The sequence below is a fragment of the Candidatus Poribacteria bacterium genome, from assembly GCA_021162805.1.
Taxonomy (GTDB): Bacteria; Poribacteria; WGA-4E; order B28-G17; family B28-G17; genus JAGGXZ01.
The window spans coordinates 1-21,547 of record JAGGXZ010000216.1; the positions used below are offsets into that span (position 1 = coordinate 1).

A 21,547-nucleotide genomic window follows, 5' to 3' on the forward strand; every position below is an offset into this window, starting at 1 on the left:
ATCCGGCCGCTTTCGCTGCCGTTGAGAGGAAGCTCGCCGAAGCTGGCAAGCCAGGGTGGCTCGTGGGAGCGATTGACTCCATCATTCACGGCTGTCCCGTTTACATGTGCAGACCGTTCGATGGCGCTCCACGCATCAACGAGTTCTACGATTACATCCGCAAAGGAGGAGTGACGGGGAGGGTCATCTCCGCCACACCACACACGATCGCCAGATATGCCAAGCTCTTGGACGACTTGGAGAGGGGGAAATAAATGCGTATGCATTTTCAAAGATTGCTGCGCTTGACGAGGGGAGAGCGATAGGCTAGGCTTAAGGTGTGTGAATTCGCTTCTGAGACTTTTTTCAGGAGGGATGCGATATGAGGATAACATCGGTTGAAGCTGTGCCGCTTGCTTGGCCTCTGCCGCGGGAGAGGATGAAGTGGTGGTCAGATTACGGACCCCGGACCGAGATACACGCTTTGATCGTTCGTGTGCGCACGGACGAGGGGATCGTGGGATACGGTGAGGTCCACCTGGGATATGGTTACACCCGTGGGGCGTGTTATGCGGCGAAAACGATAGTGGAGAAAGAGCTTGCGCCGATCGTGATCGGGGGTGATGCAACACGACCTGAGCTGTTGTGGGAGCGGATGTATAACGATCCACGCTCCGATCTAGCATTGAGATATGGGCATTCGTGTCCGAGGCTAGGACGGCGCGGTCTAACGGTCTGTGCGATGAGCGGGATCGAGATGGCTGTCTGGGACGTGTTCGCCAAGTCGCTTGGGGTGCCGATCTACAAGCTGCTGGGGGGAGGATATCGGGATAGGTTGCCAGCGTATGCGAGCGGCGGTCATGCCCCGCCCGAGCACGCCGCTGAGGAGGCGATCTCGTATGTTGAGAAGGGGTTTCGGGCGATAAAGATGCGTGTCGGCGGGATGGATGCTCCGGAGATCCCGAGGCGATCCGTGGAGCGGGTCAGGATCGTGCGGGAGGCGATCGGCCCTGAGGTCATGTTGATGATCGATGCTCACGGTTCGCTCAACGTCAAGCAGGCGATACGTCTGGCTCGTGAGGTCGAGGAATTCGACATAACGTGGTTCGAGGAACCGGTATCGAGCGACAACTGGCGTGGAATGGCGCAGGTCAGGCGATCGACGATAATCCCGATCGCCACGGGCGAGAACGATTTCACCCAGTTCGATTTCAAGGAGATAATCCGCGCAGACGCCGCCGATATACTTCAACCCGACTTGGCGGTCTGCGGTGGGTTTACATGTGCCCGCCGGATCGCCGTATTGGCGCAGGCTGAGGGGCTGCAGTGCGTGCCACACGTCTGGGGTTCAGCTATCCTGTTCGTCGCAAGCCTGCATCTTGCCGCTTCCATCCCGAACTGCCCGATCTTCGAGTTCCGTCAGGGCGAATGTGCCCTCTTCAGCGACCTCATAGGCGAACCTTTAACTATAGATGACGAAGGATACGTTTCAGTCCCGCAGGGGCCTGGTTTGGGGGTTGAGTTCGACCTCAACGAAGCTGCTCGCAAGTTCCCGTTCGAAGGATAACCATACTGATGAGGAAATGCAAGCGATGAGTAAGGGAATCAGAAGCAAAGCTCTGGTTAAATTGGTAGATCTGGCGCTCATCTTATTTACTGGATTCGAGATACTGCCAGGAATGAAAGAATTTAATGATCTCCGGGACGATCCAGATTTAAAATAAAACTGACTGACAGGATAGCCTTTGCTGTGGATCCTTTACCTCTAAGGAGAAGGGTATATTAAAGAGCAAGAGGAGAGAAGCAGATAACCTGCCGCGTTTTTCGGGTTTAAGCTCTCGAAGGCGAGGTGAACGTATGAAAAGCTTGATATGGTTGCCGACGGTATCTCTGATATTCGTTCTGCCTTGTCTCAGCATCGCAGTTAAGGACGAAGCCCTTAACTGCCATGCGTTTATCATCTTTCCCGGCGGTGATGGACTTTATAAGGCGAAGGATAGTGCAACCGGCGAGGTGGTCTTCAGCAACGCCGATGCCAGCCGCGTCATCGAATACGCCTTAAACAACACCACAGCTTCAGGCGGTAACATCGTCCTCAGGGAGGGAATTTATAAACTACATACCCCTGTGGTTCTGAGCAAACCTTACCTCACGCCTGTAAACATAACGATCATAGGCTACGGGGCTAAATTGAAGGTCATGACACATAATCAATGCGGGCTGGTCTTCAACGGATGCGAAAATCTGACCGTTAAGGGACTGAAGATAGAGGGTAGGGGGGATGAGACCGTGGAGGTGAACCTCATCCGCATACTCGGCTGTAGGAGCGTCCTGCTCAGAGATATCAGCTTGAACAAGGGTTGGGATCTAATAGCGATCGATTCATGGAGCACCGATCCCGATTATCCCGGCATCGCTCCCTGTGACTATCCCAAAGCCAGCGATCTCATCTATCTTGAGAACATAAAAGCCACCAAAGCTAACAGAGATGGGGTATATTGTTTTGCCGGACGTGTGTTCATGCGAGATATGTTCTGTTGCGGAAATTCCTTCGGCATAGAGTCGGGCGCCCGTTATCTAGAGCTCGACAGGGCTGTCTTGATCGATAACTACGGCTGGCATGGGGTCTGGAGCTGGGGAGGTGAGGAGGGCGTTAGAATCACAAATGTTAGAGCCTGCGGAAATAAATATCACGGTGTTTGCGTGACCAATCCTACCAATAAGAGTATCAGAGATATAATAATCTCAAACGTCGAGTGTTTCAACAACGGTCAGACGGGTCTGATGGTTCAGAACACCGGCGCTCAGGATACAGAGTCCGGCGTGGTCATCGAAAACGTGGTCATAAGCAATGTGATCTTAAGGGATAACGCTCGGCTCGAACCATGGCCTAATCTGTTGATAAATGGGGTTCACCAGAAGGGCATCATAAGGAATGTCACCCTCAACAACATCATCATAGAGGAGAGGAACGGGGTGGATCACGATGGGCTGGAGATCAGCTCAGCTATCAATGTGGTGGGGAGCAATATCATCGTAAAAGGACATCCCCGGAGCGGCATAGTTATAAGAGATGGAGTTCACCATCCCACCAATGATGTTCTTCTCCAAGATTTGATAATAGACTCCAACCACAACGGCGTCTATGTTCGCTGTGCCAATACCGGTTCAATTCTGATAAGAGACTGCATCATGAAGAACAACGACTGTGATTTCGTCGTCCCGGAGGACAAGCTCGGCGGATCACTCGAGAGGGGTCAAGGACGATGAAACGATCTCAAACTCACCGTAGGACGGGGATGTCCTTCCGTTTCCTTCCGACTTTCTTCATGAGGCTCGTCATAGGCGAGATGCTGATAGGCGGGATATAGATAATAGTAGGGCCTTTCACGGGGGAGGGTTACAGGCTCCTCCCAGGCTAGTCACCTTCCCGTGGCGAAAAATATTTTCATAAATCTGAGGTAAATTGTGAAGAAAATCTTGACATTCCCCCGCTGCTATTGTATAATGTCCTGGTGCAATACCAAGCTTGTATGATACCAGGGAGGGAGCTAAGATGAAGACACTCACAACATCAGTGATTTTCCTTATGTTTCTCACTCTAATGGCTAATGGGGCTGATATAGGGTTGCTTTTCGACAAGCTCGGCAAGACTGGAAGAGCCCTTGAAGCCATAGGCGTATCCTATGACAACCTGGAGCATGACGTCTCAAAGCTTTCAAATTACAAACTGATAATGCTCGGACATAACGGAGCTGAAAGGGATGAACCACATGGGAAAAACACGGAATACGCTGAACCTCTTCAGGGCTATGTCGCAAACGGAGGGTTTATACTCCAGATGTTCCACTGGTGCGAGAACCCAGCGACCTGGGACTGGATGCCTATACCTCTCAAAGGGACGGTGAACAACCTCACAGGACCCTCTATCGCTGTTGACCCCGACCATCCCATATTCAATATCCCCAACAAAGTCCCAAGAAAGTATGAGAACAACTGCTGGGGAGCAATGGATTCCGGATGGGGTTCTTTCACGGAACCTTTCGTCGATGCCCTGCTCGTAGGGGATGAGTATAAGGTTCTCCTCGCTAAGGAAGGTTTTGAGAGCGCCGCCTTCATAGTTGAGGCGAAATACAAGAAGGGAGGATACATGCTCGTTCAGGGCCTTATGGACGTGGCATGCGCTTCACCGTTGAATTCCGAGAAGGAGAAGGAGGAAGCGAAAAAGCTCTTCGAGAACATAGTGAGATATTGTTTAGGTTTCGCGGCCCCCGTTAGTCCCTCTGGCGAGCTCGCCACATGTTGGGGTAAAATTAAAGCGGGGGTGATAGACTGATGTCCGAAAAAACCGGAGGACTTCTGAGGGTCCAAAAGTTCTACCAAAACTTAAGCCCAACTGCGAAGAAGATAGCTGATTACATACTGAAAAACCCGGGGAAGGTCATACACCTCTCGATCACCGAGCTTGCGGAGGAGGTCAAAGCGAGCGAGGCTACGATAGTCAGATTCTGTCAGGAGCTGGGCTACAAAGGCTACCAGGAGCTTAAGATCAGGATAGCGCAGAGCCTCGTCTCAGCCCCACAGGAGCTTTATGAGGCGATAGACAGATACGACGAGGTTCCCAAGGTTAAGGCTAAGGTGTTTCAGGCCATAGTTCAGACCTTGAACGATACCCTCGAGGTTCTGGATGAGAACGAGCTTGAGAGGGCCGTGGACGCGATAGCGAACGCAGGAAGGGTCGAGTTCTACGGGGTAGGAGGTTCAGGGGTTGTGGCGCAGGACGCATATCACAAGTTCCTGAGGATAGGGCTAAATTGCATAGCTCTCATCGACAGTCACCTTCAAGTCATGTCCGCCTCACTTCTGACTGAAAAGGATGTGGCCGTCGGGATATCGCGGACAGGGTGCGTTAAAGACACGGTGGAGGCTCTTCAGACAGCGAGGGAGGCGGGCGCGAAGACCATATGTATAACGAACTTCGGAAAGACTCCGATCACCGAGGTGGCGGACATCAAGCTGTTCACGGCAGCAAGGGAGACGCTGTTCGGAAGCGATGCTATGACGACGAGGATAGCTCAGCTCGCTGTGATGGATATCCTCTGCGTCGGGGTCGCCCTCAGAAGATACGAACTGGCGAGGGAGAGCATAAAGAGGACGAGGGAGGCGACGATAGGAAAGCGGTTCTAATCTGAAAAACCTGAGGGGGTGAAAGATGGAGAAATTCTGCCTTCCCACATGGGCGTGGGAGTGCGAGGGACTCTCGATAGAGGAATCCCTGAGACGCATCTCGGCGCTTGGGGCCAAATACGTCGAAACGTGGATATGGACGGGCGAAAGCTTGAACTCTTTCACCCGTGAGAGGATAAAGGGGATAAAATCGATACTCGACGGCGAGGGTTTGAAACTCTGGGTCATAGACCTCCATCCGGAAGGTATGCTTGAGGATTCTGAGGAGGCAAGGGACAAGGCTGAGGATTACGCAAAGAGATGTGTTGAAACAGGCGCTGAGCTAGGGGTTAAAATCGTGACGAGTATAACGACATCCCTTCCCAAAGGCGTTCATTACCGGCAGGGATGGGAGAGGACGGTCTCGTTCGCATCGAAGCTGGTCGAGTATTCGAAGGCCAGGGGTGTAACCTTCGTGATAGAGCCTGAGCCCGGGACTATCATCTCAAACGGCGACGCCTTCTTAAGGCTTGCCGAGGAGGTCCCGGATCTTAAGGCGAACATGGACATAGGTCACCATCATCTGGTGAGGGAGGGAATAAGAGCGACGGTCGAGAAGCTCTCAGATTACATCGCCCATGTCCACATAGACGATAACGACGGAACGGGTGATCAATCGAGACCTCCCGGGGAGGGGACGATCGGGAAGGAAGGTTTCCTGGAATTCCTCCTGTGTTTGGAAGCCGCAAATTATCAAGGGGTTTTGGCGTTCGACGTCCATCCCGCCCATGACCCCGATGGGGCGCTTTTGAAAAGCATGTCATACCTTCGGGGGCTGCTCGATGAGATTTAACGCGGCTTGCCGGGATGCGTGAGAGATGTTAAACCTCGTCCTTCTCCTTTTCACTTTGAACTGGTTCACCCCGGAGGAGTCGAAATGGGCAGAGGAGCACGTCGGGGTTTACCTCTGCCCTAGATCTCGCGGTTTTGAGGGGTTTGCGCTTCATGAACTTACAGGTATCTCAAAGGAGCTCGGCGTCAGGGTCATAAGGGTCTTCCTCGACGCCTTCAAATCCCCAAACTGCGGCTTCATCGAGCTCGCATCCTCCCCCTCATATAAAGAGCTCTTCGAAAACTTCGACGTCATAATCCTCACGCTCTCGGACCGGTCCGGAAGGATGCACGATCCGAGCTGGACGGAGGAGCTCTACTATCGCTTCACGAAGTTCCTGCTCAGAACCTACGAAGGGACAGGGAAGACCTTCGTGTTGGGGCTGTGGGAGTGCGACCACTGGGGAGATCGGATCCTAAGCGAGGAAGGCCTGAACTTCTTCCTCGCAAGAAAAAGGGGAATTGAAAGGGCAAGGGAGGAAGTTAAAGGAAACGACGTGAAAGCCGTGGAGATGATAGAGGTAAACTGGAGATGGTCGACCTGTATTTCCTCGGTCTGTTTTGAGCTCAAACTCGACGCCTCCTGTGCCCCTTTCCCCTCGGGAGCTGAAAGGCTGATCTACACCGACGAGGGAGAGTTTGAAGGTTTGAGGGGAGTTCTAGAGCTTGAACTTGAGGAGAGATAATGAGCGTTTTCCTCATCTCGCTTCTCATTATAGGTTCCATCTGTGAGGAGTTCAAAGCGGATTCCAGAGCTGGGCCTCCGAGGGGAAGTTACATCTTTCTCGACGCCTCCTACTATTCCCCCCAGGAGTTTGAGAGGATTGAAAGGATAGCTTCGAAGCTGGAGGTTCGCGCTATCAACTCCGGTGAGCTTCGGAGGCTTTTGAGCTCCCGGAAACCTTTTTGCCTCATCCTCTTCTCCCATAGCGGAGATTCGGCGCCAGATGTCATCTTTGACCCGGACAGGGACGGGGAGATCTACGATCAGTCTCTCCTATGGAGCCTGCCCTACACAGGTGTAAGCTCTCTCCCCTCCGACGTCTGGTGGCAAGGGCCTCCGAGGAGGTCCTTCCCTCTCGAGTGGCTCTTTACAGTCGGCTCCGCGATAATCTGGTGTGGGGAGGGACTTCCTGCCAGGATAACTTATCCAGGACCCAAAGTCAAAAAGCCGAGGGATCTTGAGCTTCAACGTTGTCAAGACGGCTGGCTTAACGTCTCTTTTAACAACGTCCTTCCCTACAACTCCAAAGAAGTTCCCCACAGGTCCAACTTCCTTTCTAAGGCAGGTAAGATTCTCAAACTTAAGCCCGTCTCTGTAAGACACGGTGTGAGACTTTCTATGCTTGAGGAGCTTGGAAACGAAATCCTCGCCCTTTCAGGTTTCAAGCCCCAGAGGGGGGAATCTCTTCTCGATACCTTCATCGGGAAGGTCGGTTCAGGTCATCTGATATACATCGGATGGGACAAGAACTCGATCCTCTGGAACCTTTCCTCTCTCCTCGAGCACCGCCCCTGGGAGAAACTTTGGGTCCCGATGAAAGTTGAAATACCGTTTGACAGGAGAGGACTCTCGCCCAGGAGAGGGTTTTGTGGAGGAGGGGACCAATACAGAGTGCTGATCGGCGATCTCTCCTCGTTCGGAGAGAATACACTCCTCTTAAAGCTCAAAAGCGGGGAGGTCATTGACCTTCTTAGCTCTTCGAATGGATGTGTTTTCTGGAACGGGGAGGAGACAGAGCTTTCACCGAACGGCAACTTCAGAATGGTCTACTCGTTCAGGGGAACCCATATGAATGCCGAGGAGAACCTCTTCCAGTGGATAAGGGTCTTCACCGAGCAAAGCCGAAAACCAAAATGGCTGTGTGTCAACCATGTCTTCCCATTTCACAGGAACGCCCTTCTCTACATCTTTGAGTTCCGCCCTTCATCGAGGGGGCTCCGGGAGTTTGAGTTTGAATATACCTTTGAGCTCTCGATGGAGTTCAAAGCAGAGCGTAAGGGGAGGCTTCTTAAGCTTTCACGTGAAGGTCTGGTATTGTTTTTCATGCCGGTGACGGGAAACTTCAAAAAATTTGAGCTCAGAGGGGGGGAGATCAAACTCAGGTTCAAGCAGGAGGAAGTTAAAGGTGAAACCGCCTTTGGGTTTGTTCTCGTCCCGTCCGAAAACGAGAGGGAGGCCCTCCTCCAACTTTCATCATCCCAGAGGTTTGCGGTAAGCCACATTCCCTCTGTCTACCGGAACGGGCTCATCATATTTGGGGAGGAGGGGGAGCTTAAACGATGGAAGTGGCTCGTATCACCTACCCCCTGCGAGCTTAAAATCTCAAGGAATGGACATATCGAGCTTGAGGTGAAAGGGGTTTGGCCCTGGTTGCCTGAAACAGAAGGAAATCCCGTTAAGAGGGATATCCTCATCCTCGTTGAGCCAAGGAAGGTTCTGAAAACGCTCAGGAGCGGATACGAAAACGCGTTGGACCTCGTGGGGAAAGGTTTTAGAGGAACAGGAAGGATGCTCCTTGAGTTCGACCATTATTGGATTCCCGAAAGTCCAACCGTTGAGTTTCTCCTCGACTGGTTCAGGCTAACCGGGGATAGAAGGTTGCTTGAGATGATCGAAAACATCGGAAGGTTTCTCCACAAAGATCTGCTCACACCCTGCGGAGATTACTGGAGGCGTATGGAGGCCTACGGTCTCGCCTACGACTTCTGCTCTGCTAAGCTTCTAGGGGGTTTAAACGAACTTTATGGTTTTGAGGCGACGGGTGATCCGCTTTTCCTCAAAGCTGCCGTCCATTCGGGGAGGTTTTGCATGAGAACCTCCCCGTTCTCGGAGGAGGGGTTTTCGGATTTCGCATACGACCCGCTTGGCGCGGATGGAGCTTTCCTTTACCGGGATTTTCCTGTGAGAGCTGAAAATGTGGCGTATCTTTCCCTTATGCTCCTTAAGCTTTACAGGTTCACCGGGAAGGAACATTACCTGAAGTTTGCCGGAAGAGCGCTCGACTTCTTAATGAACCACAACCAAAGGGGTGAAGCTGGATATGGATTCTGCGCTGTCTGGCTCGATGCCCGTCAAAAGAAGTGGGGAGTTGATGATTGGTTTGGACCGCACACCATAATTCCCTCGCTCGAGGCGCTCTGTGAGGGGTATAGGATTACCCGGGAAAAGCGCTATCTCGACTCAGCCCTCAGATGTTTAGAGGGTTGGGTGAAACCAAGGCTTTTCGGAAAAGAGGGGAAACTGCTCTTCGGAGAAAATCCGGAGGAACCATACGGACTTGAGTTCACATGGGTGGGGCTTGGAAGAAGACTTTTCATGATCGGGGCTTTATCGGGAAAAAGGGATCTGCTCGATCTCTCTCTAGAACTCGTTCACTCAGCTTATGAACGATGTCTCGAACTTGGACTTTATGACCTCAAAAGTGGCTGTTTCTCCTATCCGGAGTATAACGGGCAGTTTCCAGCACAAAGTTTCTTCCACGTACCTTTGGAAAGCGATGTTGTAAGGTTAAAAGTGGAGGGGGGAAAAGTTGAAGTTGAGCTTGATCTTCCAAAGGGGGGATTTGTCCTGATCATTCCACTCTCCAAGAAACCGAGGGAGGTTTCGCTTAACGGTATGTCCCTTAAAAGGGTTGGGGACTTCAAGCGTTTTATCTCAGAAAGTCAAGTATGGTTCTGGCACGATGGAGATCTGGTCTTAAGTATAAATCTGGAGGGGAGAAGATGAGGAAAGTTAAACTCGGATTTCTGGGATGCGGTAGGATGGGACAGGGAGTGCATCTCCCCATCTTCTCGTCCCTTGAGCTTTGTGAGATCGTAGCCCTCGCTGAGCTGAGGGAGAGGCTGCGAGAGCTCGTCGGAAGGAGATATGGCATAAAGAGACTTTACAAAAGCCATGAGGAGCTTGCTGAGGATCCGGAGATCGAGGCGGTCGCCGCCATAGTTCCCGAAAGCTTGAGCCCCGATATAGCCGTGAAGCTGCTTGAGGCGGGGAAACATGTCTACATCGAAAAACCCATGGCCACATGTTCAAGCGAGGCGATGAGAATGGCGGATGCGGCGAGATCAAACGGACGCATACTTATGGTGGCGTATCCCCTGAGGTTCGATGCAGGCGTCCAGAAGGCAAAGGAGATAATCGAGGAGCTGTGTGAAACAGGGGAGTTCGGGGAGATCCTCTCCGTTCGCTCATGGTGCGTCGGTGGGGATTGGGAAGCGGGTCACTTCAACTACGAGACGATAATTACGACCGATGAACCCTACCCCGAAGTTGAGACGAAGCTGCCTGACTTTCTCCCCGAGGATATGGTGGGAACCTATCTCTTTTTCAGCAACTGCTACTGCCATAACATCAATTTGATCCGCTTTTTGTTCGGTGACGGACTTGAGGTCGCATATTTCGAACTTTCAAAGCCGGTATATCACCTCATGCTCGATGCCGGAAACTTCAACATATACCTCGAGTTTGGGAGAAAAAGGCCGAACTGGTGGGATGAGAGCGTCACGGTCCTCTTTGAGGGAGGATGGCTTAAAGTTGAAACTCCCCCCAGGACCCTGAAGAACGTCCCTGCAAGCGTGAAGTTATACAGATCCGATAAGGGTGAGCTTACAGAGTACAAAGTCCCCTGGAGCTGGTCCTTCAGGAGGGAGGCGGAACATTTCCTGAGGTGCGTCCTCGAGGGTAACGAGCCCCTTTCATCGGGTGAGGACTCGGTCAAGGACATAGAGCTCGCCGAGTCGGCTTTCAAAAGGTATATCGGGGGAGCTAATCGCTGATAACGGAAGCTAAGGGAGGCATGGCATGGTCTCTGTGGATAATAAGGTAAGGCGTCGGAAGAATAAGCACGTCGCTTTTCTCAGATGCTCGTTGGAGAAAGGAGGGATGGTTTTGATCTTCGCAATGGCTTTCCTCTTGCTGAACATCGGTTTTTCATCAGGACAGGGTAAGGAAGCGATGCTTTCCATCAGAATGAACTTCGACGACGGAAAAGCGGAAGGTTGGATGCCTATCTATGGCGTGTGGAAGGTGGAGAAGGGGCACTATCGCGCGATAAGGGTGCAGGATGGCGGCGCTCATCTCCGCCAGAAGGAGGAAACTGAAGGGGCGCTTCCCTCGGGAGCAATCGCCTTTTTCGGCAAACCGAATTGGCAGGATTACAGAGTGAGCATAAGGGTGCTCGGAGGCACCGACGTTCCTAATCTCCTGCTGAGAGTGAAGGATGCTTATAACTGCATCCAGTTCGGTCACTTCGGCCCCCGCTTCCGGCTGTACCTCTTCAAAGGGGGTAAATGCGAGATATTGAAGGAGATCAACAGGGGGTTCCGCCATCCCGAAAAACTGGAGGCGGAGATAGCGGGAAACCGCTTCCGCGGATACGTTGATGGGGAGTTAATCATAGAGTATATCTTCCCCGAGGGCGCAATTCCCGATGCCGGTAAAGTGGGCGTGCAGACGAACCACAGCCTCTTCTTCGACGATTTCGCCGTCGACGTCTACCGGATAAAGGAGGGAATGAAGGACACAGAAGGCAAGAAGGTGGAGATCGCCTCGATCGCCTTCTCCCATACGTACCCCGGTTTGCGCGAGATACTGGTAAGGTGTAGGGACAGCGCGGGTATTGAAGATATTGAGGCGGTTCACCCGCGGATATATTACCTCAAAGGAGGAGAAACGATAGAGCTTTCGACCAATCCCCTCGCTTTGGAGGAGAAGGTCTCACCGACGGAAGGAATATGGGTCGGCGACCTCTTCTCAATGGCTGAAGGGCTTTACAGTGTTGAAGTTACCCTCTACGACGTATGGGGGAACAGGTATACGCGGTCTGAGGAGATATCCGTCACAGCAAAGCCGAACGCTTACAGAGATTACGGGGAGAAGAAGATATACCATCTCCTGGACCCGGACCCTGTGTGGAGGAATGCGATCGACCATAAACCAAGCATCGGCGCTAAGGCTCGCCTTTACAACTACCTGTGGTGTGTCGTCTGGGGAAAGACCTTCGCGCTGTATCCCTTCACTTTGAAGGAACAACCCCCCGAGAAGGGATCAAGGTATGGAATCACCACTACAAGACAGAGCTTAGGGGTTTTCCCCATGATGAGGGACAGGGACGGTAGAATTGTGGAGATGGAGATAAAGAGGAAGTATGTCGCCTATCCGGTGACGAAGTTCCACATCCGACCGGTCTATGAGGTCCATACGGCAAAGGGCGAACTTAAATGGTGGACGGATGTATGGATGGGCAATCCCGTGCTCCGATTCCAGGGAGAACTCGCCTCTAAGGCCGATGATCGGATCGCGTTCGGGTATCGGGTAGAAGGCTTTGAAGAGATCAGATATCTCATTCCCACCCTTGAGGGAGTGAAGGAGAAAGAGCTAGGTCAAGGTGGACTCGTTCTGTCAGGGGAGGAGCTCTCCGACAATTGGGTTCTCTTCCATCCAACTGGCATTTCAAAGGGACCGGTTTTCCTCTACTGCTTCAGCGCGCGCCCCTTGAGAATAGAGAGAAAGAACGGCAAAGATTACATTTGGTTCGCCGAGAGGGAGGTGGAAAAAAGGGAAATCTATCGACCTCCTCTCCTTTCGATCAGCGTGGTGGATGCTTTCTTCACCTATTCGGGGGTCACCTCCCTCATTTCCTTAGCCGAGAAGCTTGCCCATAGTAGCCTCAATATCCCAGAGGAGATGACCTATGAGGATTTGGGGCTGAGCGGCGAGAAAAACTTCAGGGAGAGGATCAATGTCGACTATACTCACCTGGAAAACGACTGGGATATTCCGGATGAAGGTCTGCTCATCGCTATCCCTTGGGCGGCGGGGAAGAACACATCCCCTGCTCCCAATCTATGGATTCACACGGCCTTCGGCAGGCATCCGTTCGTGATCACCAGGGAGAAGGGTCTCACCCTTAACCTGCCAGTGCCGGACCTGTCTCTGGAGAGCGTAGCCCCTCAGTATTCACCTCTCACCGGGGACTGGTTGAGGAAAGCGAGCGAGTGTATAGAGCATATCTATTCGCTGCAGAAAGATGACGGCACATTTGAGCGCTATGGTCGTATGGACCATTATAGCTTAGGTAGGATCACGTTCGGCCTCATGATAGCCTACCCGGGGCTGAGGAACAACCCGAGGGCCCAGGAAGAGATAAGGTCGATGGTGAGAAAAAGCCTGGGTAGAATGATGGGTGAGAAAGCGGAAGTCGTGAGGGAAGAGATGAAACTGGAAAAGCACTTCACCGGGGGTGCTGAGAAGGTGACATGGGGAAGGGGTAAAGCTTACCGACCCTTTGTCTATTCACCTAAGTGGGATGTCTACACGGAGATGGGCGGTTTTGTCGACCAAAACTTGGGACATGCACACCTGTTTTTTACGCTGCTCCTTTACGGGAAATATGTCGACCCCGGATATGTCAGAAGACCCGATATCAGGGATAAAATTGAAGAACTGATAAGATTCCAGTGGCTATCTCAAGACTGGAATGGGGATATCTGGCGTGTGTTCGAGGGAGGAGTCGACGCGGCCGGTGGTGGAGATGGGTTTGAGGAGGATTTAGCGATGTGTTTGCCAGCTCTGGCGAAATTAGCCGGTCTTGATAAGTCGTGGGTAGATCTTTCCTATCGCATTGCCGCCCTAAAATGTGGGGCGTTGCGGAATTTCGATTACCTGTTCGTTGATAACGAGTGGGGATTTGAGACGCTCACGCCCATACATCATCCCTGGGGATGGCAGCCCGATGGGGGAGCGAATTTAAACTACCGCGGCGATATATGGTGGACCGGACCGAGCATCTCCGGTGGATATTATGGGCGTTGGTATATGGACGCGGTGTATAATGAGACGATATTCAGGAATCAATGGTACAGGCGCATGGAGGGATATAAGGATGTGAGCCTGGATGGGAGACACTGGTGTACAGTGGGAGCATACTGCTCGGAAGCCCATATTATCAATCCCTATTTAGGAGCTGTGAAGCTCATGCGAGCTTATAAGCTGGCTAAGGAGAAAGGATGGTTGACGGAGGAGACCAGGGGTGAGCTTATCTGGAATTTCTGCTTTTACCCTGCGGCGATGGTTGTCATCAATGAGGAACTGTTGAAAGATGGGATCCTTACACGGAAGGCGGAACCGATAGACGGGGCTGTGTTTACTCCTGATTGGGGAACATTCCCGGCGTATGCGTGGAAGGATAGCTTCGGAGCGGTTCTCTGTGTCATCGGGTATAGGATCGAGGGAAAAAGAGAGATAACTCTGGAGTTAGATACCGGAAGGTTGGGATTGAATAAGCCTTCTTACTGGCTGGTGGATTTGGAAAAGAGGAAAATCGTAGGGAGATATAGTCCTTCTCAGATAAAGCAGATCTCGGTTACTGTGGGGAGGAATGAACCTGTTGTTCTGCTGGTCACTGATAGCAGAGACTTAGCAGATAAATACACAAAATGAACTTGAGGAGGTGTCTTACATGAAACTGAAACGGTACAGCGGGAATCCCATCTTATCCCCGGTAAAGGAGCACGAATGGGAAAACCTAACAGTATGCAACCCTGGGGCGTGGTATGAGGAGGGGACCTTCTATCTCCTATACCGTGCCGCGGGCGATGATAAGGAGCACGTGATCCGTTTCGGGTTAGCCATAAGCCATGATGGATTTCACTTCGAAAGGGCTTCAGATGAACCGGTGTTTTCCCCCAGCCCGGACGGCCCCGATTCGGGGTGTGTGGAGGACCCGAGGATCGTCAGACTCGACGATTACTTCTACATCACCTATGCATACCGAGCGTTTCCTCCGGGCCGATATTGGGAGGGCGGAAACAGCATAACCGCCTATGCGCCAAAAGGCTGTGAGAATGCCCCACGCTGTATACGGGAGAACATAACCAACTCCGGGCTGTTGATGACAAAGGATTTCAGGGACTTCCACAGGCTGGGAAGGATAACGAGAGCGAATTTAGATGATAGGGACGTGATCCTCTTCCCTGAAAAGGTGAACGGCAAATTTGTGATGCTACATCGACCTCAGGAATGGGTTGGGGAGAAATATTCCTGCGAGTATCCATCGATATGGATATCGTTTTCCGATGACCTTCTGACGTGGGAGGAAAGCTATCTCCTCGCCAAAGCTGAATTCCCTTGGGAGAGGAAGATCGGAGGCAGCACTCCCCCGATTAAGACGGAGGAGGGATGGCTCACCTTATATCACGGCGTGGATGAGAAAGGTATCTATCGGGTGGGGGGTATGCTTTTGGATCTCGACGATCCGAGGAAGGTTATCGCGAGGACACCCGATTTTATTCTGGAACCCGAGGAAGAATACGAATGGAAGGGGTTTTACTCGGGGTGTGTATTCCCCACCGGCAATGTGGTCGTCGGGGATGAACTGTTTGTGTATTATGGGGCCGCGGACAGATACTGTTGCGTCGCTACATGTTCAGTCAAAGAACTGCTGAAGTATGTCCTTCGATATCGGAGGAAAGATTGAAAGGAGGGGGTTCACATGGCTGAGAGGAAAGGTGATAAATGGCGTGAGAGGTTTTCGTGGCAGGGGGTTTACCCCTGCAAACCGGAGGAGAAGAAACCGGTGGTCATAACGGAAGATAAAAAGATATCGCTCATCCATGGGGTTGAGAAGAAGGGGCTGGTTGAGATATTCGTGAGCAGCGATAAGATCCACTTCGGGATATTCTACGTCTCCCCATTCGACCACCTCGACCCTAGCGCCCCTCATGAGGGAGATGAGGTCTACTACATCCTCGAAGGGGAGGGCGTCGTCCTGATAGAAGATAAGGACGTCTACGCGGTGAAGGAGGGAGATGCCTTCTACCTTCCGGAGGGGCTGAAGCACCAGTGGTTCAACTTCTCCGGAAAAAGGCTTGCCGTGCTCTGGGCTTTAGCTCCGAAGCTTTAAGGAGGATTTGGAGTTGAGGGCAGCCGTATTTTACGGAGTAGGAGAGATCAGGATCGAAGATATCCCGACCCCGAAGATAGGATCGAGGGAGATGCTCGTGAGGGTCAGAGCCTGTGCCGTGTGCAGGACGGACGTGCGGATATTCCTTGGAGAGAAGAAAAGAGGCGTGAGAATCCCATCTATCCTCGGGCATGAGCTTTCCGGGGAGATCGTTGAGGTGGGAAGCGAGGTCAAGGGTTTCAGGGAGGGCGACAGGGTAGCTGTAGCGCCGGTGATACCGTGTGGGAGGTGCTACCTCTGCCTCAGCGGGCAGGAGAACGCTTGTCTCAACAGGACCGCGATAGGATATGAATACGACGGGGGATTTGCGGAGTTCATCAAGATTCCGGAACAGGCTGTGGGAAATGTCTTCAGGATACCTGATGAGCTTTCGTTTCATGAAGCGACGCTTGCAGAACCCCTCTCATGCTGCATAAACGCTTTGAGGAAGGTGAATTTGAAGCTCGGCGACTCCGTCCTGATAATCGGCGCGGGGTTCATGGGGCTTATGTTCACAAAGCTTTGTAGACTTGCCGGATGCTCGATCGTCATCGTGAGCGAGCCTCTCGATGAGAGGAGGAGACTTGCGGAAGGCTTCGGGGCGGATGCGACGCTCAACAGGATAGACGAACCCTCAAAAGTAAGAGAGCTCACAGATGGTCTCGGAGTAAACGCCGTCATAGCTACAGCCCCTGAGGAGGTGAATCTACTCCTCAGCCTTCTCAGAAAAGGAGGGGCTTTAAACCTCTTCACAGGGCTTCCTGAAGAAGGAGGGTCTGAGGTCGACCTCAACCTCATACACTACAACGAGCTTCTCGTGACGGGGACAAGCGCTTCGACCAGACTTGACTTCCTCAAAGCCCTCTCCCTCATAGCGTCAAAGGAGCTTGAGGTTAAGAAGCTCATCTCGGATGTACGCCCGCTTGAAAGACTCCTTTCCGCTTTCGATGATGTGAGGGAGAGAAAGGCGCTGAAAATAATAATAGAGCCTTGAGAGCTTTCCTGATCGGGGCGATACTCATACCTTTGAACTGCTTTTGGGTTCAAGCCTGCCTTGCGCTCGGACAAGGCCTTTCCACAACCGTCTCCCTCTTCTTCAACGCTGTGTTCGTCGTCCTCATCCTGAGGCTCCTTAACCCGCTGCTTGGAAGGTTCTCGTTAAAGCCGGGCGAGATACTCACGGTTTACGTCATGGTCTCAATAGCCTCAGGTATAGCGGGGGTGGACATGGTAGACATCCTTGTCCTCATAATCCCCCACTTCACCTGGTTTTCGACCCCCGAGAACGATTGGCAGAACCTGTTCGGCAGATATGTTCCAGGATGGTTCATCGTGAAGGATAAGGAAGCACTTGAAGGCTACTACGGGGGAAGCTCAACCCTCTACACCGAAAAGCACATCCTGGCGTGGCTTCCCCCGATCATCACCTGGACGGTTTTCATATCGATTCTCACCTTCGTCATGCTTTGCGTTTGCCTCCTTATGAGGAGACGGTGGGTCGAGATCGAGAAGCTGAATTACCCCATAATTCAGCTTCCACTTGAGATGACGAAGGGAGATTTTCTGAGGAACAGGATCTTATGGACGGGCTTTGCCGTCGCTGCGGGGGTTGACCTCGTGAACGGCCTTCATTTTCTCTATCCACCTATACCGAGCCTAGGAGGGCAGCTCTACGATCTGTTGAAGATATTTAACACGAAACCCTGGAATGCCATAGGGCTGACGTGGTTCGGGGTTTATCCCTTCGTCGTAGGCTTAAGTTATTTCATGCCGCTTGATCTTTCATTTTCATGCTGGTTCTTCTTCATGGTTTGGAAGGCGGAGAAGGTGTTAGGTGCGGCTTTGGGTCTCAGCTACCTACCCGGTTTCCCTTTCGTAGATGAGCAGTCTTATGCCTCTTACTTCACGCTCGGACTCATAGCGCTCTGGATGGCGAGAGGACATATCAAAACCTTCCTCCTCAAAGCGTTGGGGGGCGATCGCTCCGAGCCCGTAAGCTCAAGGGTCGTTCTCGTCGGACTTCTCCTCGGATTCCTCCTTCTCCTCGCCTTCTGCAGGGCGGCGGGGATGGAGCTTTGGGTAGCGCTCCTTTTCTTCTCGCTCTATTTCATCTTTTCGATTTCGATAACGAAGATAAGGGCAGAGCTCGGCGCCCCGATACATGATCTCCATTGGGCAGGGACCGACAGGATGATGACCGAAGCCCTCGGAACCTCCCGCTTTAACCCCCAGAGCTTGGTTATTCTCTCCTTTCTCTACTTCATAAACAGGGCTTACAGGAGCCATCCGATGCCGCACCAGCTCGAAGCGTTTAAAATCGCGGAAAGGACAGGGATAAATGTAAAAAGGCTCTCACTCGCCATAGTTTTTTCATCGGTGTTCGGGACGCTTTGTGCCTTCTGGGGGATCCTCCACGTCTTTTACAGATACGGCGCTGTTGACACCTTCTTCGGCTGGGAACCCTTCGGGAGGCTTCAGAACTGGCTTCACTATCCAAGCGGGGCGAACTTTCCCGCTCTGGGAGGGATGATCGCGGGCTCCCTGATAACGCTCCTGCTCGCCTTCATGAGAAGGAGGTTTCTCTGGTGGCCCTTTCATCCGGTCGGTTTCGCCGTCTCAAGCAGTTGGCTTATGAGCTGGTTCTGGTTTTCGGTCATGTTGAGCTGGTCCATAAAGTATGCGCTTTTGAGGTTCGGGGGTTTGAGGGCCGCGAGGAAGGCAAACCCCTTCTTCCTGGGGGTTATCCTCGGGGAGTTCACAATGGGAAGCATTTGGAGCATAATCGGGATAGCCTTCGAAAGGGAGATGTATAAGTTCCTGTATTGAGAGGTGAGAGCGATGTTAGGGGTGAAAGTAAGGTTAAGAAGGCTCATGAGCAGAAAGGAGGATAAGTTCCTCGGGGTCATGATAGACCATGGCCCCGCATACCTGGGCTGGGAGGGGCTTGAGAACCCGAAAGCCGTGATAGGGAAGGCGATTGAAGGTGGCGCGGATGCCATAACCATGCACAAGGGGATCGCCGAGAAATGTTTTTTAGAGTTTGCGGGGAGGATAGCTTTGATAGTCAAATGTTCGACCTTCTCACCCTTCCATCACAACCTCGACGTCCAGGTCGCAAAGGTGGAGGAGGCTGTCAGGCTCGGAGCGGACGCCGTCTCGATAGGGGTTATCCTCGGAACCGAAAGGCAACCCGAGATGCTCCGAAGCCTGGGGGAACTCACAAGGGAAGCAAGGCTCTACGATATGCCGGTCATCGCTCATATCTACCCGAGGGGTGAGATGGTCGAGAAGGAGACGACACTTGAGAACATACGTTACGCCCTGCGCCTCGGCGCTGAACTTGGGGTTGATCTCATAAAGACCCATTACACCGGCGATCCCGAAAGCTTCTCGAAAGCCCTTGAGGCCACCCCCGCTATGGTCGTTGTAGCGGGAGGGATAAAAACCTCATCGGATGAGGAGTTGCTCGGACGCACGAAGGAGATCATGGAGGCGGGAGCAACAGGGGTGGCCTACGGGAGGAATATATGGCAATATGAAAACCCCGTCGGAATAATAAGAGCGCTTTCGAAGATAATCCATGAGGATACGTCGATAGAGAAGGCGCTTGAGTGCTTGAAAAAGGAGGAATAGGAGATGGCGAAGTATAAAATCCGCACCATAAAGGTCGGGGAGTGTGAGGTCGCAAAGCCTTTGGTCTACTATCTTGAAGGGTGGGAGGAGGAAACCCTCCTGTGCTATTACTTCTGGCTGGTGGAAGGTGAGGGAAGGAAGATACTGGTCGATACGGGTTTCACGCTTGATCTGGCACATAGGTTCATGCCGGAGATGAGACAGAAAGAGGGGGAGGATACCATCTCACAGCTTAAAAAGCTGGGGGTTGATCCTGCTGAGATAGAGCTCATCATAGCCACACACGCTCATTTCGACCATCTCTCCACGACGTTCCTCGAGTTCGAAAACGCCAAGCTCATCCTCCAGAAAGAGGAATACGACTACACCGTAAACCCGCCACATCCCTGGTTTTCGAAGTTCTCCATTCCTGAGCTTCTCGCGAAACTCAGTGATGAAGGAAGGCTGATCCTCGTCGAGGGCGAGGAGGAGATAGTTGAGGGCGTAAGGGTTTTCCGAACCGGCTGTCATACCCCTGGACATCAATCCGTGGAGGTCGAAACCGAGAGAGGAAAGGTCGTGATATGCGGCGATGCCGTTTTCACCTTCAGAAACATCGAGGAGGACATACCCATAGGGCTTTTCTCATGTATCGAGGAGTGTTTCAGGTGCATGGAGGATATCCGGAGGCGGGGTGGAATTCCGGTTCCGGGACATGACCCGGAGCTCATAACGAGGCTTGGGGAGGTTATAGGCTGAAAGATGTCATCGGTTCTCGCTCTTGACATCGGAACAGGCTCACTCAAAGCAGCCCTTGTCGGGGACTCTCTTGAGATCAAGGGGGCTTTCAAAATCCCCTCCCCTATCCTCACCCCGAGGGAGGGATGGGCGGAGTCCGACCCTGAAAGCTGGTGGAGGGCCTTCCTCGAAAGCTTGAAAGCCCTGGGGGAGAGGATAAAAACGATCGACCGCATATCCCTTTCCGTCCTATGTCCTGCCCTGATCCCGATGGATGAGGAGGGAAACCCACTTTATCACGCTATAATCCACGCCGATAGACGAAGCCGGAGGGAATCACTCTCGATCTTGAGGAAAATTGGGAGTGAGGAGTTCCTGAGACGGACGGGGAACCTTCCGTTTCCGGGTGGGATCTCCCTGACGAGCATCCTCTGGCTGGGGAGGAACTTCGAGGAGCTTTTCAGAGAGACATACAAGTTCGGGCACGCTAACACCTTCCTCATAAAACGGCTCACCGGAAGGTGGGCTATAGACCCCACGAACGCCTCCTTCACAGGTCTTTTCTCGACGACATCGACCCTCGACTGGGACCTCGAGCTGTGTAGGGAGTTCCGTATCCCATACGACAAACTCCCTTCCGTCGTCCCGTCCTCCGAAGTCGTGGGAGGGGTGAGTCCTGAAGCTGCCAGGATTACGGGTTTAAGGGAGGGAACGCCGGTGATCGCGGGTGCGGCGGATACCGCCTGTGCAGCTTTGGGGGCGGGGGTGACGGAGGAAGGGGAGCTGTTGAACGTTAGCGGGACAACTGAGGTTCTCACGCTCTGTCTCAACCGCCCCCTGCCGTCCGAGGAAAGGCTTCTCAGAACGCACGCTATACCCGGAAGATGGCTTGCTATCAAGGTCCTCTCATCCGGCGGTGTTTCGTTCGAGTGGTTCAGACGTCAGTTCTGCAGGGAGATGAGTGAGGAGGAGTTCTACCGCTCATACCTCCCCGAGGTTTTGAGCTCGAGGAGGAAGACCTCCGTCACCTTCCTGCCGTATCTGGGAGGGGATAGAACCGGCATCTCCGAGAGGAAAGCTGCTTTCCAGGGCTTGACCTTGAAGACCACACGCGAGGATATGCTATATGCCGTATCCTGGGCGATGATAACTTTCCTGAAGGAAGCCCTCGAGGAGTTCAGAGCCCTTGCCACCTTGAAGGAAATCATAAAGGTCAC

General features: G+C 52.6%; 17 protein-coding genes. All 17 read left to right on the forward strand.

The window, feature by feature from the left end; all coding sequences use genetic code 11:
* The coding region (locus J7M22_17800) for a hypothetical protein (GenBank protein MCD6508458.1) at window positions 1-254 on the forward strand (254 nt) is incomplete at its 5' end.
* 107 nt (window positions 255-361) lie between these two features.
* Window positions 362-1,546: a mandelate racemase/muconate lactonizing enzyme family protein gene (locus tag J7M22_17805; protein ID MCD6508459.1), complete on the forward strand. Its 1,185-nt coding sequence runs from the start codon at window positions 362-364 to the stop codon at window positions 1,544-1,546.
* A gap of 290 nt (window positions 1,547-1,836) precedes the next feature.
* A complete protein-coding gene (locus tag J7M22_17810; protein ID MCD6508460.1) occupies window positions 1,837-3,249 on the forward strand; it encodes a hypothetical protein in 1,413 nt (470 codons plus the stop codon).
* A 286-nt stretch (window positions 3,250-3,535) separates the two neighbouring features.
* Window positions 3,536-4,315 carry a hypothetical protein gene (locus J7M22_17815; protein ID MCD6508461.1) on the forward strand — a complete coding sequence of 260 codons (780 nt, stop codon included), beginning with the start codon at window positions 3,536-3,538 and terminating at the stop codon, window positions 4,313-4,315.
* Complete coding sequence (locus tag J7M22_17820; GenBank protein MCD6508462.1) at window positions 4,315-5,166, forward strand: MurR/RpiR family transcriptional regulator; 852 nt, start codon at window positions 4,315-4,317, stop codon at window positions 5,164-5,166. The genes J7M22_17815 and J7M22_17820 overlap by 1 nt, the downstream gene beginning before the upstream one ends.
* A gap of 25 nt (window positions 5,167-5,191) precedes the next feature.
* Window positions 5,192-5,998, forward strand: a complete 807-nt coding sequence (locus J7M22_17825) for a sugar phosphate isomerase/epimerase (GenBank protein ID MCD6508463.1) — start codon at window positions 5,192-5,194, stop codon at window positions 5,996-5,998.
* Between the two features lie 25 nt (window positions 5,999-6,023).
* Window positions 6,024-6,722, forward strand: coding sequence for a hypothetical protein (locus J7M22_17830; protein ID MCD6508464.1), 699 nt, complete (start codon window positions 6,024-6,026; stop codon window positions 6,720-6,722).
* Window positions 6,722-9,766, forward strand: coding sequence for a hypothetical protein (locus J7M22_17835; protein ID MCD6508465.1), 3,045 nt, complete (start codon window positions 6,722-6,724; stop codon window positions 9,764-9,766). The genes J7M22_17830 and J7M22_17835 overlap by 1 nt, the downstream gene beginning before the upstream one ends.
* Entirely contained in the window at window positions 9,763-10,815 is a 1,053-nt protein-coding gene (locus tag J7M22_17840) for a Gfo/Idh/MocA family oxidoreductase (GenBank protein ID MCD6508466.1), read from the forward strand. The genes J7M22_17835 and J7M22_17840 overlap by 4 nt, the downstream gene beginning before the upstream one ends.
* Window positions 10,816-10,921: 106 nt before the next feature.
* Window positions 10,922-14,479 (forward strand): hypothetical protein, encoded by a 3,558-nt coding sequence (locus J7M22_17845; protein ID MCD6508467.1) that lies wholly within the window; start codon window positions 10,922-10,924, stop codon window positions 14,477-14,479.
* Between the two features lie 19 nt (window positions 14,480-14,498).
* A complete protein-coding gene (locus J7M22_17850) occupies window positions 14,499-15,515 on the forward strand; it encodes a glycosidase (GenBank protein ID MCD6508468.1) in 1,017 nt (338 codons plus the stop codon).
* 15 nt (window positions 15,516-15,530) lie between these two features.
* A complete protein-coding gene (locus J7M22_17855; protein MCD6508469.1) occupies window positions 15,531-15,941 on the forward strand; it encodes a cupin domain-containing protein in 411 nt (136 codons plus the stop codon).
* Between the two features lie 13 nt (window positions 15,942-15,954).
* Window positions 15,955-16,974, forward strand: coding sequence for a zinc-dependent dehydrogenase (locus J7M22_17860; GenBank protein MCD6508470.1), 1,020 nt, complete (start codon window positions 15,955-15,957; stop codon window positions 16,972-16,974).
* Window positions 16,971-18,806 carry a hypothetical protein gene (locus J7M22_17865; protein MCD6508471.1) on the forward strand — a complete coding sequence of 612 codons (1,836 nt, stop codon included), beginning with the start codon at window positions 16,971-16,973 and terminating at the stop codon, window positions 18,804-18,806. The genes J7M22_17860 and J7M22_17865 overlap by 4 nt, the downstream gene beginning before the upstream one ends.
* Window positions 18,807-18,818: 12 nt before the next feature.
* Window positions 18,819-19,613 (forward strand): fructose-bisphosphate aldolase, encoded by a 795-nt coding sequence (locus J7M22_17870; GenBank protein ID MCD6508472.1) that lies wholly within the window; start codon window positions 18,819-18,821, stop codon window positions 19,611-19,613.
* A 3-nt stretch (window positions 19,614-19,616) separates the two neighbouring features.
* Window positions 19,617-20,351 carry an N-acyl homoserine lactonase family protein gene (locus tag J7M22_17875; GenBank protein ID MCD6508473.1) on the forward strand — a complete coding sequence of 245 codons (735 nt, stop codon included), beginning with the start codon at window positions 19,617-19,619 and terminating at the stop codon, window positions 20,349-20,351.
* Between the two features lie 3 nt (window positions 20,352-20,354).
* A partial coding sequence (locus J7M22_17880) for a hypothetical protein (protein MCD6508474.1) occupies window positions 20,355-21,547 on the forward strand: 1,193 nt, incomplete at its 3' end.